This window comes from Streptomyces sp. WMMB 714 (genome assembly GCF_900090125.1).
GTDB classification, from domain to species: domain Bacteria; phylum Actinomycetota; class Actinomycetes; order Streptomycetales; family Streptomycetaceae; genus Streptomyces; species Streptomyces daqingensis.
Genome location: NZ_FMHJ01000006.1, coordinates 123,124 through 138,103 on the forward strand (window position 1 = coordinate 123,124; position 14,980 = coordinate 138,103).

The following is a 14,980-nucleotide window of genomic DNA, read 5'->3' on the forward strand; positions in this document are numbered from 1 at the left end:
GTCCGAAAATCGGTGGACCGGCCCCGCGGCCCGTGAAACGGTCCCGCCATGCCTGACACGACCGAGCAGCCGCTGCCGGACCTCTCCGGAACGTTCGAGTCCTTCGACGGGACCACCATCGGCTACCGGAGGTACGGATCCGGGCCCCCGGTCGTCTTGGTACACGGCTCCGGCGGAGGGCTGCACTCCTGGCAGCCGGTGGCCGAACGGCTCGCCGACCGGTACGAGTTGTGGCTGCCGGCCCGGCGCGGTTACGCCCCGAGCGGGCCCAGCCGGCCGCCGAAGCGCTTCACCGACGAAGTCGGCGACCTCAGGACACTGATCGACAGGATCGGACAGCCCGTACACCTGGCCGGCATGTCCTACGGTGCCACCGTCGCCCTGCACGCCGCTGCCGCCGGGCTCCCGGTGCGCTCCCTCGTCCTGTGGGAGCCGCCGCTCTTCGCCGCGGGCAGCGCCCTGACGTCCGTCCAGGCGCGGTTCGAGCAGCTGACGGCGCAGGGCGACCGGCGGCGGGCCGAACTGCTGCTGGCGGAGGAGGTGGCCCGCATCCCCGCCGCGCTGCTGAAGCTCATGGACGCCGGCGAGCCCGCCGACGACGCGCCCTCCGACGCGCCCGGCTGGTGCGGCGACCTCGAGTCGATGAGCGCGGAGACGGCGGACGAGCGGCGCTGGTCGGCAGTCACCGCTCCGGTGCTCCTGATGCGGGGGGCCGACACCTGGCAGCCGATGCCGGAGACCCTCGACCGCCTCGCTGCCGCGCTGCCCGACGTGACGCAGAAGTCGTTCCCCGGCCAGATGCACTTCGCGCCCATGACCGTTCCGGAAGACGTGGCGGCGGAGATCGGCGCCTTCCTGGCGCGCCGCTGACACCGCGCGGAGGGCGGGCTCTGCGGCACACTCCGGCCGGTGCCGCCGAGTCGGGCGTCGCACGCCGACGCCCGGGCTCAGACGGACAGCGTCTCGACGGAGACCTCCCACAGGCGTTCCGCTGCCGCAGGGTCGAGGGCGTACGGCGCCACGCCCCGGCCCCCGCCGGGCTCGCCGCGCGGCGCCTCGTCGCAGTCCTCGAAGTACCGGCCGCCCACGCCTTCCAGCAGCGGCGACGTCGCCAGCAGCACGGAGGCCGCCGCGCCCTGCCCGGGCGTCTTCCAGGCGGGGGCGTCCGGCCCCGCCTCGGCCCTCATGCGCCGCAGCTCCTCCTCGTCGACGTGCCGCTGGAGCCGCGTCGGAATCGCCCCCGGCGTCAGGGCGTTCACCGCGATCCCGTCGCTCTGCCAGCGCCGCCACGCCTCGACGGCGAAGAGCACGTTGGCGGTCTTGGACTGCCCGTAGGCCTGCCACGGATCGTAGGGGCGCTCGCGGAAGTGGATGTCCTCGAAGACGACGGGTGAACGCAGGTGGGCGCTCGAACTGACGGACACCACGCGGGCGCCGCCCGCCGCTGCCAGCGCGCGGTGCAGCCCGACCGCGAGCGCGAAGTGGCCGAGGTGGTTGGTGGCGAACTGCAGCTCCCAGCCCTCCGGCGTGCGTGACTCCGGAGCGGCCATCACTCCGGCGTTGTTCACCAGGATGTGCAGGGGCCCTTCCCAGCCGGCGATGAACGCGGCGACCGACCTGCGGTCGGCGAGGTCCAGCGGTGCGACGCGTCCCTCGGTGTTGCCCGTGCCCGCGCCGATGTCCTCCGCCGTGCGCCGTCCCGCGGCCGTGTCCCGTACGGCCAGTGTCACCTCGGCACCGGCTCCGGCCAGCGCGCGGGCGGTCTCGGTGCCGATTCCGGAGGAGCCTCCGGTGACGACGGCCCGGACGCCTGTCAGGTCGATGCCGTCGACGACTTCCTCGGCGGTGGAGTCGGCGGTGAAGGGCGTGCTGATGGGAGCGGTGTCGGTCATGGTCTGATCCCGTCTCGCGCGGCGGTCCGGAGTGGGAGACCCGCCCTCGTGCGATGCGGAACGGAGGAGGAGCCTCCACTACGACCACTACCGGCGAGCCCCGCCGTCATCAAGGTGCCCCGCCGACGCGGCCCACGCCGGCGGGGCGGGCCCTTCCCCCTCCGCCCCCGAGGCGGGCAGTGCCGCAGGTGCCCGAATTGACAGATCGGACGGGGGTGCCAGGCTGGGAGAGAAGGACGATCCGGACGGGCCGCACCCGTCCGGCGCCACCGCGAGGAGCGGACGTCCACCGGGCCTCGGAGCCGCGGCGCCGGGTCGGCGGGCCGCGCTCCGGCACGGCACACCCTGACGGGAGCCACTCATGACTCACGCAGCGAGCACCCCCCTGCGGGCGAAGGCAGCAGCCTCCGGCGTCGTGATACGGGAACCGCTGGCCATCTACCTGAACGACCACCTGCTCGGTGCGACCAGCGGCAGCGAGCTGGCACGGCGGGTGGCGAAGCAGCATGCGCAGACCGCCGACGGCGCAGCCCTGGTGCGCCTCGCCGACGAGATCGCGCAGGACCGCGCCGAACTGCTGCGGATCATGGACGACCTGGGGGTGCCCGTCCGCCGCTACAAGATCGGCATCGGATGGGTGCTGGAGAAGGCGGGCCGCGCGAAGTCGAACGGCTCCCTCCTGCGCAGGGCGCCGCTGAGCAGCCTCATCGAACTGGAGTCGCTGCGCGCGGGCGTCGAGGCGAAACGGCTGATGTGGCAGGCGCTGCGCGCCGCCGGGGTGGACCGGACGGGCCCCCTGGGGCCGGACCGGCTGACGGAGCTCCTGCACCGGGCGCGGCGGCAGTCGGAGACGCTCGAAGAGCTGCACCAGCGGACGGCGGCCGTCCTCGCACGGTCCTGACCGGCGCCCGCGCCGGCCGCACGCGGGCGGCGCGGAGGCAGGCCCGTCCCGTCCTGCCCGTCTCACCTGCTGGAACGCAGGGCGACAGGGGTTGAACCGCGCGCGAGCCTCGCACACAATGCGTGACATGACAGCTGCCGCCGACATCCTCGTGGGACGTCTCCACGTCGATCTGTGCCGCCTCCACAGCGCGGCCTGTCGCAGCTGACACCTCGCCGCGGCCTCCTCCGCCGCGCTTCTCTCTCCCCATCGGCGGTATCGCGTTTCGGCGGTATCCCGTTCCGGCGGCATCGCGCCGCTTCTTCCCGTGCCGTGTGCCGGGGCCCCCTTCCGCGCGCCCGGGCGTGACCGCCGGGCCGCGCCGCGTCATGGCCGGGGCCCCGCGTGCCCGGCCGCCACCCCTGCCTGACTCCCACCTTCCCTGGAGCTTCCGTGTCCACTGCGGCATCGCGCCCGGACGTCCAGTCGTCGCCGTCCGGCAGCGCCTCTGCTCCCGAGGCGCCTCTGACTTTCCACTGGTTCCTTCCCACCACCGGCGACAGCCGCCACATCGTCGGCGGAGGCCACGGCTCGACGCCCGGTTCCGCCGGGGGCGACCGTCCCGCCTCCGTCGAGTACCTGGGCCAGATCGCGCGCAGCGCCGAGCAGTTGGGCTTCACCGGCGCGCTGACCCCCACCGGCGCGTGGTGCGAGGACGCCTGGATCACCACCGCCATGCTCACGCAGGTCACCGAACGCCTGAAGTTCCTGGTGGCGTTCCGGCCCGGCCAGATCTCCCCGACGCTCTCCGCGCAGATGGCGGCCACGTACCAGCGTCAGTCCCACGGGCGGCTGCTGCTGAACGTCGTCACCGGGGGCGAGTCGGCGGAGCAGCGCGCGTACGGCGACTTCCTCGGCAAGGACGAACGGTACGCCCGCACAGGCGAGTTCCTCGGCATCGTGCGGCGCCTCTGGAAGGGCGAGCGCGTCGACCACGACGGGGAGCATCTGCGCGTCGAGGGCGCGGAGTTGAACCGGCTGCCCGACCCGGTGCCGCAGATCTACTTCGGCGGCTCCTCCCCCGCCGCCGGTGAAGTCGCCTCCCGTCACAGCGACGTGTACCTCACCTGGGGCGAACCGCCGCAGCAGGTGAAGCAGAAGATCGACTGGATCCGGTCGCTGGCGGAGGCCAGGGGGCGGACGGTGCGCTTCGGCATCCGGCTGCACACGATCAGCAGGGACACCTCGGCCCAGGCCTGGGCCGAGGCGCAGCGGCTGCTCGACGGCATGGACCCGGAACGCGTCAAGGCGGTCCAGCAGGGCCTGGCGGCGAGCGAGTCGGAGGGCCAGCGCCGCATGCGGGAGCTGCACGGCAGCGGCACCAGCGGCCAGCTGGAGATCTACCCCGGGCTGTGGGCGGGCGTCGGGCTGGTGCGTGGCGGCGCCGGCACCGCTCTCGTCGGCAGCCACGCGGAGGTCGCCGCCCTCATCGAGGAGTACCACCGCCTGGGCATCGACGAGTTCGTCCTGTCGGGAGTGCCGCACCTGGAGGAGGCGTACTGGTTCGGCGAGGGCGTACTGCCTCTCCTGGAGAAGCGCGGGCTGTGGCGCCATCCGGCGGGCCCGCACCCGGCGGAGGCGGGCCTCGTCCCGTTCGCGGGCCGGTGAGCGCCGAAGCGCCGGTTCAGCCGGCTGCCCCGGCGGCGCGGGACGCGGAGCCGCGCAAGCTCAGGACGGTGGTGCTCTCCAGCCTGCTGGGGACGACCGTCGAGTGGTACGACTTCTTCCTCTACAGCACGGCCGCGGGGCTCGTCTTCGGCGAGCTGTTCTTCCCCACGACGAACGGCACCGTCGGGACCATGCTCTCCTTCGCGACGTTCGCCGTCGGCTTCGTCGCACGACCGGTCGGCGGGCTGCTGTTCGGCCACATCGGGGACCGGATCGGACGCAAACGCACCCTCGCCTTCACCATGGGCCTGATGGGGGTCTCCACAGCCCTCATCGGCGTGCTCCCCACCTACGAGCAGGCGGGGCTCCTCGCTCCGGGTCTGCTGCTGGTGCTGCGCATCGCGCAGGGAGTGGCCCTGGGCGGCGAGTGGGCCGGTGCCGTGCTGCTGGCGGTGGAGTACGGTCCACCCGGCCGCAAGGGCAGGTTCGGCAGCTATCCGCAGATCGGCCTGGCGCTCGGACTCGCCCTGGGAACGGGGGCGTTCGCGCTGCTGAACAACGTGCTCAGCGACAGCGCGTTCCTCGGGTGGGGATGGCGGGTGGCCTTCCTGGTCTCACTCGTCCTCGTCGGACTCGGGCTGACCGTGCGGCTGAAGATCGACGAGACGCCCGCGTTCCGGGCACTGCGGAAGCTGAAGCAGCCGCCCCGCTCGGCTCCGCTGGTCGAGCTGCTGCGTGAACCCGAGCCGCGGCGGCACGTGCTGCTGGGCATGCTGGCGCGGTGGGGCGAGGGCGCGGCGTTCAACACGTGGGGCGTCTTCGCGATCACGTACGCGACGTCGACGCTCCGGCTGGACCGCACCGCCGTCCTGCTGGCGGTGACGGCCGCCGCCCTGGTGATGGCCGTGGTGATACCCGTCTCCGGACGGCTGACGGACCGGCAGGGTGCCCGACACGTCTACCTCGTGGGGATGGCGCTGTTCACGCTGTCGGTCTTCCCGGCCTTCCGGCTCTTCGGCGCCGGCGGGCCGTGGGAGTTCGCGGCGGTTCTCGTCCTGACGCTCGGCGTCGTGCACGCGTACTTCTACGGAGCCCAAGGCACCCTGTTCGCGGCCCTGTTCCCCACCCGGATCCGCTACACGGGCATGTCGTTCGTCTACCAGATGTCCGGCATCGTCTCGTCCGGCATCACACCGCTGATCATGACCGCGCTGCTGGCCGCCGCTTCCGGCAGCCCCTGGGCGGCCTGCGCCTACCTGGCCTTCACCGGCCTCATCAGCATCTGGGCGACGAGCCGGCTGCGGGAAGCGGACCTGCACATCGCCACGGGACCGTCCGCGCAAGGCGGGCAGACGAAGGGGGAGGCCGCGGTGGCGGCCGGGCCTTCCGGGGCTGCCGCCGCGGTCGCCGGCGCCGGCTCCCTCTCCGGGGAGGCGAGCGCCCGTAGCCGCTGAGCACCGCCCGACGACACGACGCAGCTCCCGCTGCGGCCTCCGTCTCAGCGGGCACGCCGAAGCCACCTCACTTCAAGGAGATCCGCACATGCCCAACGTCCTCGCTCTCTCCGGCAGTCCGTCGCCCCGCTCCCGCACCGCCTCCCTCGTACGGCACGTCGGCGGGCTGCTGGCGGCGGAGGGCCACGCCGTACGGCACGTCGCCGCACGGGACCTGCCGCCCGACGCCCTGCTCACGGGTGACGCCTCGCATCCCGCCGTGAAGGAGGTGATCGACTCGATCACCTGGGCGGACGCCCTCGTCGTGGGGACGCCCGTCTACAAGGCCGCCTACAGCGGGCTGCTCAAGACGCTCCTCGATCTGCTGCCCCAGTTCGCGCTGGCCGGCAAGACCGTCCTTCCGCTGGCGACGGGCGGCACTCCGGCCCATGTCCTCGCGATCGACTACGCGTTGCGCCCCGTCCTCACCTCCCTCGGCACCGACAACGTGCTCCGCGGCTGGTTCGTACTGGACCGGGACGTGACCGCCGGCGCCTACGGCGAGGGCGCCCTGGCCCCCGAATCGGCCACCGGGGTCGCGGAGGCGGCGGGCCGCCTCATCACCGCCCTGGCCGCCCCGGATTCGGCGACGGCCCGGGTGCCGGGGCGGCCGAGGGGACTGCCCACCGCGGTCTGAGGCGGCGCCGGACGCGGGCGCGGCGCAGCGGCGTGAAGGGACGGCAGCGGGGGCGGCCGGGGGCGGAAACCGGCTTGCGGGACGGGGAGCCGGGCACGGAGGCTCGCGTCATGAACCGACCGGCCCCCGACGAGCCCCGCTCCGAGCCCGGGGCCGCGGCCCCCGACGAGCCCGCACCACCCGAGGAGGTCCTTCGCTACTACACCAGGGGCGGCGAGGACGGGCGGCTCCGCGCGGGTGTGGGCCGTCTGGAGTTCCTGCGCACCCAAGATGTCCTGCGCCGGCTCCTGCCGTCCTCGCCGTCGCTCGTCCTGGACGTCGGGGGCGGCAGCGGCGTCCACGCCCGGTGGCTCGCCCAAGAGGACGGCCACCGCGTCGAGTTGTTCGATCCGGTGCCGCTCCACGTCGAGCAGGCCGCCCGGCTGGCCGGCGTCGGGGCCCGCGTCGGCGACGCACGCGCGCTGCCTCTCGCCGACGGTTCGGCGGACGCCGTTCTTCTGCTGGGCCCGCTCTACCACCTCACCGAGCGGCGGGAGCGGGTACGTGCGCTCGCGGAGGCACGCCGGGTGGTCCGGCCGGGAGGGCCCGTCGTCGCGGCCACCGTCAACCGGTACTCCGCGCTCCTGGACCAGATGAACCGCGACGCCTACTTCGAGCCCGCCGAGCGGGAGTTCATCGACTCGGTGGGCGAGACCGGCCTGCACCCGCGCCCCGACGGCGGGTTCTGGGCCTACCTGCACCAACCGGCGGACGTCGCGGCGGAGTTCGAGGACGCCGGGCTGGAGGTGGACGGTCAGTACGGCGTGGAGGGCGCTGTCTGGCTCATGCGGGAGGCCGCCGGGCGGCTCACGGACGAGGACCGGCTCCCCACCGTGCTGGACGCGCTGCGCGCCACCGAGTCGGTGCCCTCGCTGCTGGGCGTGAGCGCCCACCTCCTCACGGCCGGCACCGCACCCGCAGGCGCGGGCTGATCCCGGGCCGCGCGGGCCGGACGCGAATCGGCCGGGCGCGGCATCGGTGGACGCGGCACAGACGGGCACGGCACGGACGGGCGCGGCGTCGGCATCGCACCGAGACCGGCCTCCGGTCCCGCGTCCGGTCCCGCGTCCGGTTCCGCGTCCGGTCCCGCGTCGGGCCGCCCGGCCCGTAGCTGCGGCTCCCCGCCCCTACAGCTCCGTATCCGGCTCCCGCTCCGCCGCGCGCCAGCCCGACCACCGCTCGACCTCGATCTCCACGACAGGCCCCTGCGGCGGACGTCCCGCGTACTGCTCCCGGTACTTCTCACCGAGCAGCGCCACGTACCGTGCCGCCGTGCCGCAGCGGGCGGCCGGCGGCAGCACGCGCCCCCTGCCGTCCGCCCGCGCCCACCACAGCCGGTCCCAGTCCTCGTCGTACGCGTCGACGAGAAGGCAGAGCGAGTCGTTGGCGCGGATGTTCTCCAGCCTCTTCAGCCGCGCCGACCCCTTGGGCTTGTGATCGACGGCGAAGGCGAGGGTGCCGCCGGTCAGGGCGAAGACGACGGGGACGAGGTGCGGGCGTCCCGAGGCGTCGGCCGTCGCCAGCGTGGCGACGCGCGCCGCGGCGAAGCACTCCCGTGCCTCGCCGCCCGTCATCCTCGGCATCGTCGCGGCCTCTCAGCGTCTACTCGGCGAACCGGGAGGCGACGTCGGCCAGTTGGTCCAGCGTCTTCAGCGACTCGCTCTCGGGAAGGGTGGGCAGGTAGAGCAGCAGCCGCTCCACGCCCAGATCCCTGAAGCCCTCGATGGTGGGGACGTCGTCTCCGACCGCGTAGACGGTCACCGGTACGTCGCGGCCCGCCGTGCTGCGCAGCTGCTCGATCTTCGGGGCCAGCTTCTCGGGCGTCGTCCTGTTGGCGAGCCAGGCGTCGCCCAGCTCCGCGATGCGCGGGAACGCCCCTTCCGCGCCGCCCACGTAGATCGGCGGGTGCGGCTCCTGCACGGGCTTCGGCCACGAGTAGACCGGGTCGAAGTCGACGAACTCGCCGTGGAATTCGGCTTTCTCCTTGGTCCACAGCTCACGCATCGCCCGCAACCGCTCGTTGACCATGCGGCCGCGGGTGGTGGGGTCGGCCCCGTGGTTCTCCATCTCCTCCCGGTTCCAGCCCACACCGACGCCGAAGACGGCGCGCCCGCCGGAGACCAGGTCGAGCGAGGCCACCTCCTTCGCCGTGACGATGGGGTCCCGCTGCGCCACCAGCGCGATGCCCGTCCCCAGCAGGATCCGCCCGGTGACGGACGCCGCGGCGCTCAGCGCGACGAAGGGGTCGAGGGTGCGGTAGTACATCTCGGGCAGGTCGCCCCCGCCCGGGTAGGGCGAGCGGCGCTCCACCGGGATGTGGGTGTGCTCGGCGATGAGCAGCGAGTCGAATCCGCGTTCCTCGACGGCCCGCCCCAGGGGCGCGGGGCGGATTCCCTGGTCGGTGATGAAGGTCGATACACCGAACTTCACAGTGGCTCCTTCTCGGCTGAGTTCTGCTGAGTGCTGCTGGTGCTGCTGAGTGCTCGGGCACGCGGAAGCTCCCGGGAGAGGTTCCCGGAGGCGGAGGTACCCGCTGCCGCGTGCTTCATGACAGCGCCCCCGGAGGCGCGCCTGTTCCCGCGCGCCCGTCCCCGCATGGGCACACGCGGCGGGCCCGGTACAGGCCACCGGTGCGCCGCTGCGGCGGGATGTGGGTGCACGGCTGAGGTGGGCACCCGGGACGGGTGTCCGTCAGCGGTCTGCCAGCGGAGAGGAGCCGGCGGTGAGCAGCAGGACCCGGAAAGGCAGCGGTGCGTCCGGCGCTAAGGCCACGGGCGCCGGAGGCACCAGCGGCGGCAAGGGCGGCAAGAGCAGCAAGAGCAGCAAGGGTGCCGGGGCGAGCAAGCCCGCCGGGCGCGGCGAGCCCGCACGGGGCCGCGGGAGCGGGCAGCAGGCGGCACTGACGCGCTACCGCGAGAAGCGGCACTTCGGCAGGACGTCCGAGCCCCGCGGGGAGGGTGCCGAGCCCGCGGGCGCACCGTCCTTCGTCGTCCAGATCCACGACGCGAGCACCATGCACTTCGACTTCAGGCTCGAGGTCGACGGCGTCCTCAAGTCGTGGTCCGTGCCCAAGGGGCCCTCTCCCGATCCCCGCGAGAAGAGGCTCGCCATGCCGACGGAGGACCACCCCCTGGAGTACCGGGACTTCGAGGGGATCATCCCCGCCGGCGAGTACGGAGGCGGCACCGTCATCGTCTGGGACCAGGGGACCTACCGGCCCTTGACGGACGACTTCGCCGCCGGTCTGGAGCGCGGGCACGTGAAGTTCCGGCTGGAGGGGGCCAAGCTGCGCGGCGGCTACGCCCTCACGCGCTTCCGCGGCGGCAGCGGCGAGGACGGCCGCGCCGCGTGGCTCCTGGTGAAGGAGAACGACGAGCGAGCCGTACGCGACGGCCGCACACCCGACCCCGTACGGGCACGCTCCGCCCGCACGGGCCGCACGCTGAAGCAGGTCGGCGCCCAGGCGACCGAGGAGGACACGTGGCACAGCGAGTGACGCCGGCGGGGCACGGCGCCGCGTCCCGCTGACCCCGCCGTCCGCCGGACCTCACGTTCCGCCGCTCCGGGCCGTCTTCCTCATGCGGGCACAGGCCCCACGCGGGCACGGGCCCCACGCGGGCACGGCGAGAATGGCCCGTCAGGAACAGGCAAGGAGCGTGCGATGGAAGTCAGGCACACGGTCGTGGACTCGCCGCTGGGGGCGCTGACGCTCGTGGCTGAGGGCGAGGCGCTGAGCGGCGTCTACTTCGAGAACCACCAGCGGGGCCCCGCGCCGGATGCGCTGGGCCCGAACGTCGAGGACGGCTCCGGCGGCCCGGACTCCGGCTTCGGGAGGGCGCGACGCCAGCTCGCGGAGTACTTCTCGGGCCGCCGCACGCACTTCGACCTACCGCTCGCCCCGCGCGGCGACTCCTTCCAGCAGCGCGTGTGGAAGCTGCTGGAGCAGATCCCGTACGGGGAGACGCGCACCTACGGCGATCTGGCACGCGAGCTCGGCGACCCCGCGCTGGCTCAGGCCGTCGGATCCGCCAACGGCCGCAACCCGCTCAGCATCGTCGTCCCCTGCCACCGCGTGATCGGTGCCGACGGGCGGCTGACGGGTTACGCGGGCGGTCTGCGGCGCAAGCGGTTCCTGCTCGACCTGGAGGAGTCGCACGCGGGCACGGGACCCGGCCGCCTCTTCTGAATCAGCCGGCCGACCGTTCCCGCCGGGGCTCACGTGCCCGGCGTCCGCTTCGTCTACGGGGTGTGACCTTGAGACCTTTCGAGCAGATCGTGACCGAGTACGGGCCGATGGTCCTCCGCGTGTGCCGGGCCGTGGTCGGGCCGGCGGACGCCGAGGACGCCTGGTCGGAGACGTTCCTCGCGGCGCTCAGGGCCTACCCCGGGCTGCCCGAGGACACCCGCGTCGAGGCCTGGCTGGTGACGATCGCGCACCGCAAGGCGATCGACGCCGCACGGGCGGGCGCCCGCCGCCCCGTCGCGGTCGGCCGGGTCCCGGAATCGGGCAGGGCACTGACCGGCGGACGTGCCGGGGACGAGGGAGCCGCGCCACCGGACGGCGGCGACCGGGCGAGCGGGACCCTGCGGGACGCCGGCCAGTGGGACGCCGACCTGTGGGCCGCGCTCAAGGCCCTGCCGCATCGCCAGCGCGAAGCGGTCGCCTACCACTACCTGGCGGGGCTCCCGTACAAGGAGATCGCCGCCGTGACCGGCGGGACCCCGGAGGCGGCACGCAGAGCCGCAGCCGACGGCATCAGGTCCCTGCGCAAGAGCTGCACCCGCCGTACCCGAGAGGACGAGAGAGGAGAGAGACGATGACGAAGCACGCATCGGACCGGGACGGCGAGGAGCTCCTCGCGGGCCTCCCTGCCGCCGATCCCGGCGCCCAGAGCCGTCTGCACGCCCGTCTCGCGGCGGACGCGGAGCGCGAGGGGCTGCTGGACATCGCCTACCGCACGCTTCCCACTCCCGTGGGAACGCTCCTGCTGGCCGCGACGGACAGGGGACTCCTGCGCGTCGCCTACGACAGCGAGGAGCACGGGGGCCACGCGGCCGTGCTGACCGAGCTCGCGGAACGCGTCAGCCCCCGCGTGCTGGAGGCCCCCCAGCGGCTGGGCGGAGCGGTGCGGCAGATCGAGGAGTACTTCGAGGGGCGGCGGACGCGCTTCGACCTCGACCTGGATCTGCGGCTCGCCAAGGGCTTCCGGCGCGAGGTGATCGCGCAGCTCCCCCTCATCGGCTACGGCGCCACGCGCAGCTACGCGGAGGTCGCGGCGGCGGCGGGGAGTCCGCGTGCGGTACGGGCAGTGGGCACGGCCTGCGCGACGAATCCGCTGCCCGTCGTGGTTCCGTGCCACCGCGTCGTCCGCTCGGACGGTACGGCGGGCCAGTACGTCGGCGGGGCCGGCGCCAAGAAGGCCCTGCTCGGCCTGGAGGCCGCGGCCTGAGCCGGGGGCGCCCCGCGGTCCGGGAGGTCCGGCGGGCCCGGGGGCCCGGGGGCCCGGCGGGAGATCGCGCCGTCACCGCTGAGACCGCCTCCAGCGGGCACTCTGTGCGGCAGCGGTCAGCGGCGGCGGAGCCGTCCGCGCCGCTCCGGCGGGGCACCGGGCCCGCCGGTCCGCACTGCCGGTCCACGCACGCAGAAGGAGCAGCCCGTCATGGCAGAGACCTCCCCCCGTCAAGGCGCCGCCAAGGCAGCCGTCGTCACCGGATCGGAGTCCGGCATCGGCAGGGCGACGGCGCTGGAACTGGCCCGGCAGGGCTACGACATCGGAGTCACCTGGTTCGCGGACGAGGCGGAGGGCAGGGCCACCGCGGACCAGGTGCGCCGGCTCGGACGGCGCGCGGAGGTGCGCCCCCTGGACCTGTCGCGCCTGCCGGGCCCGGAGCAGGTCGTCGACGAGTTCGCCGGCGACTTCGGGCGGCTGGACGTCCTGGTCAACGCGGCGGGCATGAACCGGCCCGGGTCTTTCACGGAGCTGGCCTACGACGACTTCCGGCAGGTGCTGTCGGTGGACCTCGAAGGCCCGTTCCTGCTCAGCCAGAGGGCCGCACTGCGCATGATCGACCAGGGTGAGGGCGGGCGCATCGTCAACATCACCTCGGTGCACGAGCACACGCCGCTTCCGTCCGCCGCGGCCTACAACACCGCGAAGCACGGGCTGGGCGGGCTGACGAAGTCGATGGCCCTGGAGCTGGCCGGGCACGGCATCACCGTCAACGCGGTCGCGCCCGGCCTCATCGCCACCGGCATGTCGAACATGGCGGGCGTCGACGTCCACACCGTGCACCGCCCGGCGCTGCCCGTCTCCCGTCCGGGAGACCCCCGCGAGATCGCCTCGCTCGTAGGGTGGCTCGTCTCGGAGGGGGCGGCCTACACCACGGGCCAGTCGTACGTCGTCGACGGCGGCTTCACCATCGCCAACCCCCAGTTCACGACGAGCAACTTCGGCGCGGACGACTGACCGCACCGGACGACTCACCGGGCTGGAAGCAGGCCGGAACGTTCAGCCCGCCCGTCCCCGCTCGTCGACGATGCGGCGGATCTTGCCGACAGAGCGCTCCAGCGTGCCGGGGTCGACGATCTCGACGTCGACGCTCAGCCCGATTCCGTCCTTGACGGCCCGGGTGATCGCCGAGGCGGCCGCCTCACGCTCCGGCACGGAGGTCCCGGGGCGGGCCTCGGCGCGCACCGTCATGTGATCCAGGCGGGCGCGGGTCTCCAGGCGGAGCTGGAAGTGGGGGGCGACCCCGGCCGTGCGCAGCAGGATCTCCTCGACCTGGCTGGGGAAGATGTTCACGCCCCGCAGGATGATCATGTCGTCGCAGCGCCGTGTGACCTTCTCCATCCGACGGAACGCCGGCCGTGCCGTCCCCGGCAGCAGCCGCGTCAGGTCGCGGGTGCGGTACCGGATCACCGGCATGGCCTCCTTGGTGAGGGAGGTGAAGCACAACTCCCCTTCCTCGCCCTCCCCTTGGAGCACGTCGGTGACGGGGTCCACGACCTCCGGGTAGAAGTGGTCCTCCCAGATGTGCAGGCCGTCCTTCGTCTCCACGCACTCCTGCGCCACACCCGGCCCGATCACCTCTGAGAGGCCGTAGATGTCGACCGCGTGGATGCCGAGCCGCTCCTCGATCTCGGCCCGCATCTCCTCCGTCCACGGCTCGGCTCCGAAGATGCCCGTCCGCAGGGAGGTGGAGCGCGGGTCGACGCCCTGGCGTTCGAACTCGTCCAGCAGCGTGAGCATGTAGGACGGCGTGACCATGATGATCTCGGGTTCGAAGTCCTGGATGAGCTGCACCTGTCGTGCCGTCATGCCGCCCGAGACGGGGATGACCGTGCACCCCGCGCGTTCCGCGCCGTAGTGCGCGCCGAGCCCCCCGGTGAACAGCCCGTATCCGTAGGCGACATGGACCTTGTGACCGGGCCTGCCGCCCGCCGCCCGGATGGCGCGCGCGACCATGTCGGCCCACATGGAGATGTCGTTCTCCGTGTAACCCACCACCGTGGGACGGCCGGTGGTGCCGCTGGAGGCGTGGACGCGGCGGACGTCGGACATGGGTACGGCGAACATCCCGAAGGGGTAGGTCTCCCGCAGGTCCGCCTTCGTGGTGAACGGGAAGCGGGCCAGGTCCTCCAGGCTCCGGCAGTCCTCGGGGCGCACGCCTGCCTCGTCGAACTTCCTCCTGTACAGCTCGACTTCGCTGTAGGCGGTGCGCAGAGTGTGCTGCAGGCGCCGGAGTTGCTGCTCCCGCAGCTCCTCGCGGCCGAGCCGCTCGCCGGGGTCCCGCAGCTCCTCCGGGAGCGGCTCACCCGTACGGCGCGGAAGGCCGGTGCCCGAATTCGCCGCGCCGGCGCCGGAATCGGCGGTCGCGGCGGTCCCGGCCGGGGTCGCGGGAAGTTCGCTCGTCGTCATGAAGGCCCCTCCATGCCTGGGACGGTGCGGCTGCGGCCGCGGAACTCGGCTATGACCTCGCCCTCGCGCAGGACGGTCACGTCGTAGACGCCGCTGCGCCCGTAGCGGGTGCGCTCCTCGGCGACGGCGGTGAGCACGTCCCCCTCCGCGGCGGGCCGGACGAAGGAGATGTCGGCGCCCGAAGCGACGGTCACCGGTCCGTGGCTGTTGCAGGCGCAGGCGAACGCGGTGTCGGCGAAGAGGAAGATGTACCCGCCGTGTGCGATGCCGTGGCCGTTCACCATGGCCCCCGTCACCGTCATCCGCAGTTTCGCGGCGCCCTCCGCGGCCTCCAGCAGCGAAATGCCCAGGGCCTGGGACGCCTGGTCCGCCGCGAACATCGTGTGCGCCGCCGACCCGCTGCTCATGGCTTGCGTCATACGTTCCACGCTCTCGTACGTCCCGGCGGCGGT

General features: G+C 73.5%; 16 protein-coding genes. 11 read left to right on the forward strand and 5 right to left on the reverse strand.

What is annotated here, in order from left to right; all coding sequences use genetic code 11:
• The first annotated feature begins 48 nt into the window (after nucleotides 1-48).
• Nucleotides 49-870 carry an alpha/beta fold hydrolase gene (locus tag H181DRAFT_RS12605; RefSeq protein ID WP_045864490.1) on the forward strand — a complete coding sequence of 274 codons (822 nt, stop codon included), beginning with the start codon at nucleotides 49-51 and terminating at the stop codon, nucleotides 868-870.
• Nucleotides 871-947: 77 nt separating this feature from the next.
• Here the strand turns inward: H181DRAFT_RS12605 and H181DRAFT_RS12610 are convergent, their stop codons facing one another.
• Nucleotides 948-1,892: an SDR family NAD(P)-dependent oxidoreductase gene (locus H181DRAFT_RS12610; protein WP_045864491.1), complete on the reverse strand. Its 945-nt coding sequence runs from the start codon at nucleotides 1,890-1,892 to the stop codon at nucleotides 948-950.
• Between the two features lie 361 nt (nucleotides 1,893-2,253).
• On the opposite strand from H181DRAFT_RS12610, the gene H181DRAFT_RS12615 reads away from it, so the two are divergent.
• From H181DRAFT_RS12615 to H181DRAFT_RS12635, 5 genes are all read left to right on the forward strand, one after another.
• Nucleotides 2,254-2,793: a hypothetical protein gene (locus tag H181DRAFT_RS12615; RefSeq protein WP_254666818.1), complete on the forward strand. Its 540-nt coding sequence runs from the start codon at nucleotides 2,254-2,256 to the stop codon at nucleotides 2,791-2,793.
• 504 nt (nucleotides 2,794-3,297) lie between these two features.
• A complete protein-coding gene (locus H181DRAFT_RS12620; RefSeq protein ID WP_045864747.1) occupies nucleotides 3,298-4,440 on the forward strand; it encodes an LLM class flavin-dependent oxidoreductase in 1,143 nt (380 codons plus the stop codon).
• A 68-nt stretch (nucleotides 4,441-4,508) separates the two neighbouring features.
• A complete protein-coding gene (locus H181DRAFT_RS12625; protein ID WP_199810822.1) occupies nucleotides 4,509-5,894 on the forward strand; it encodes an MFS transporter in 1,386 nt (461 codons plus the stop codon).
• 88 nt (nucleotides 5,895-5,982) lie between these two features.
• Nucleotides 5,983-6,570: an NADPH-dependent FMN reductase gene (ssuE, locus tag H181DRAFT_RS12630; RefSeq protein WP_045864492.1), complete on the forward strand. Its 588-nt coding sequence runs from the start codon at nucleotides 5,983-5,985 to the stop codon at nucleotides 6,568-6,570.
• A gap of 110 nt (nucleotides 6,571-6,680) precedes the next feature.
• The gene (locus H181DRAFT_RS12635) at nucleotides 6,681-7,541 is read left to right on the forward strand and encodes a class I SAM-dependent methyltransferase (protein ID WP_045864493.1); all 861 of its coding nucleotides are present in this window, start codon (nucleotides 6,681-6,683) and stop codon (nucleotides 7,539-7,541) included.
• 195 nt (nucleotides 7,542-7,736) lie between these two features.
• Here H181DRAFT_RS12635 and H181DRAFT_RS12640 read toward each other — a convergent pair whose 3' ends face one another.
• Together H181DRAFT_RS12640 and H181DRAFT_RS12645 are read right to left on the reverse strand one after the other, a co-directional pair.
• Nucleotides 7,737-8,192: a TIGR03668 family PPOX class F420-dependent oxidoreductase gene (locus H181DRAFT_RS12640; RefSeq protein ID WP_045864494.1), complete on the reverse strand. Its 456-nt coding sequence runs from the start codon at nucleotides 8,190-8,192 to the stop codon at nucleotides 7,737-7,739.
• Between the two features lie 19 nt (nucleotides 8,193-8,211).
• A complete protein-coding gene (locus H181DRAFT_RS12645) occupies nucleotides 8,212-9,039 on the reverse strand; it encodes an LLM class F420-dependent oxidoreductase (protein WP_045864495.1) in 828 nt (275 codons plus the stop codon).
• A gap of 469 nt (nucleotides 9,040-9,508) precedes the next feature.
• On the opposite strand from H181DRAFT_RS12645, the gene H181DRAFT_RS12650 reads away from it, so the two are divergent.
• The 5 genes from H181DRAFT_RS12650 (at nucleotide 9,509) to H181DRAFT_RS12670 (ending at nucleotide 13,076) form a co-directional block, all read left to right on the forward strand.
• Complete coding sequence (locus H181DRAFT_RS12650) at nucleotides 9,509-10,105, forward strand: DNA polymerase ligase N-terminal domain-containing protein (protein ID WP_045864749.1); 597 nt, start codon at nucleotides 9,509-9,511, stop codon at nucleotides 10,103-10,105.
• 165 nt (nucleotides 10,106-10,270) lie between these two features.
• Nucleotides 10,271-10,795: a methylated-DNA--[protein]-cysteine S-methyltransferase gene (locus tag H181DRAFT_RS12655; protein ID WP_045864496.1), complete on the forward strand. Its 525-nt coding sequence runs from the start codon at nucleotides 10,271-10,273 to the stop codon at nucleotides 10,793-10,795.
• 62 nt (nucleotides 10,796-10,857) lie between these two features.
• On the forward strand, nucleotides 10,858-11,430 hold the full coding sequence (locus H181DRAFT_RS12660; RefSeq protein ID WP_045864497.1) for an RNA polymerase sigma factor: 573 nt from the start codon (nucleotides 10,858-10,860) through the stop codon (nucleotides 11,428-11,430).
• Complete coding sequence (locus tag H181DRAFT_RS12665; protein ID WP_045864498.1) at nucleotides 11,427-12,059, forward strand: methylated-DNA--[protein]-cysteine S-methyltransferase; 633 nt, start codon at nucleotides 11,427-11,429, stop codon at nucleotides 12,057-12,059. Before H181DRAFT_RS12660 ends, H181DRAFT_RS12665 begins: the two co-directional genes overlap by 4 nt.
• Before the next feature lie 210 nt (nucleotides 12,060-12,269).
• A complete protein-coding gene (locus H181DRAFT_RS12670; RefSeq protein ID WP_045864499.1) occupies nucleotides 12,270-13,076 on the forward strand; it encodes an SDR family oxidoreductase in 807 nt (268 codons plus the stop codon).
• Between the two features lie 42 nt (nucleotides 13,077-13,118).
• Here H181DRAFT_RS12670 and paaK read toward each other — a convergent pair whose 3' ends face one another.
• Together paaK and paaI are read right to left on the reverse strand one after the other, a co-directional pair.
• Nucleotides 13,119-14,528 (reverse strand): phenylacetate--CoA ligase PaaK, encoded by a 1,410-nt coding sequence (gene paaK, locus H181DRAFT_RS12675; protein WP_045864500.1) that lies wholly within the window; start codon nucleotides 14,526-14,528, stop codon nucleotides 13,119-13,121.
• Nucleotides 14,525-14,947 (reverse strand): hydroxyphenylacetyl-CoA thioesterase PaaI, encoded by a 423-nt coding sequence (paaI, locus tag H181DRAFT_RS12680; RefSeq protein ID WP_045864750.1) that lies wholly within the window; start codon nucleotides 14,945-14,947, stop codon nucleotides 14,525-14,527. The genes paaK and paaI overlap by 4 nt, the downstream gene beginning before the upstream one ends.
• Nucleotides 14,948-14,980 lie beyond the last annotated feature (33 nt).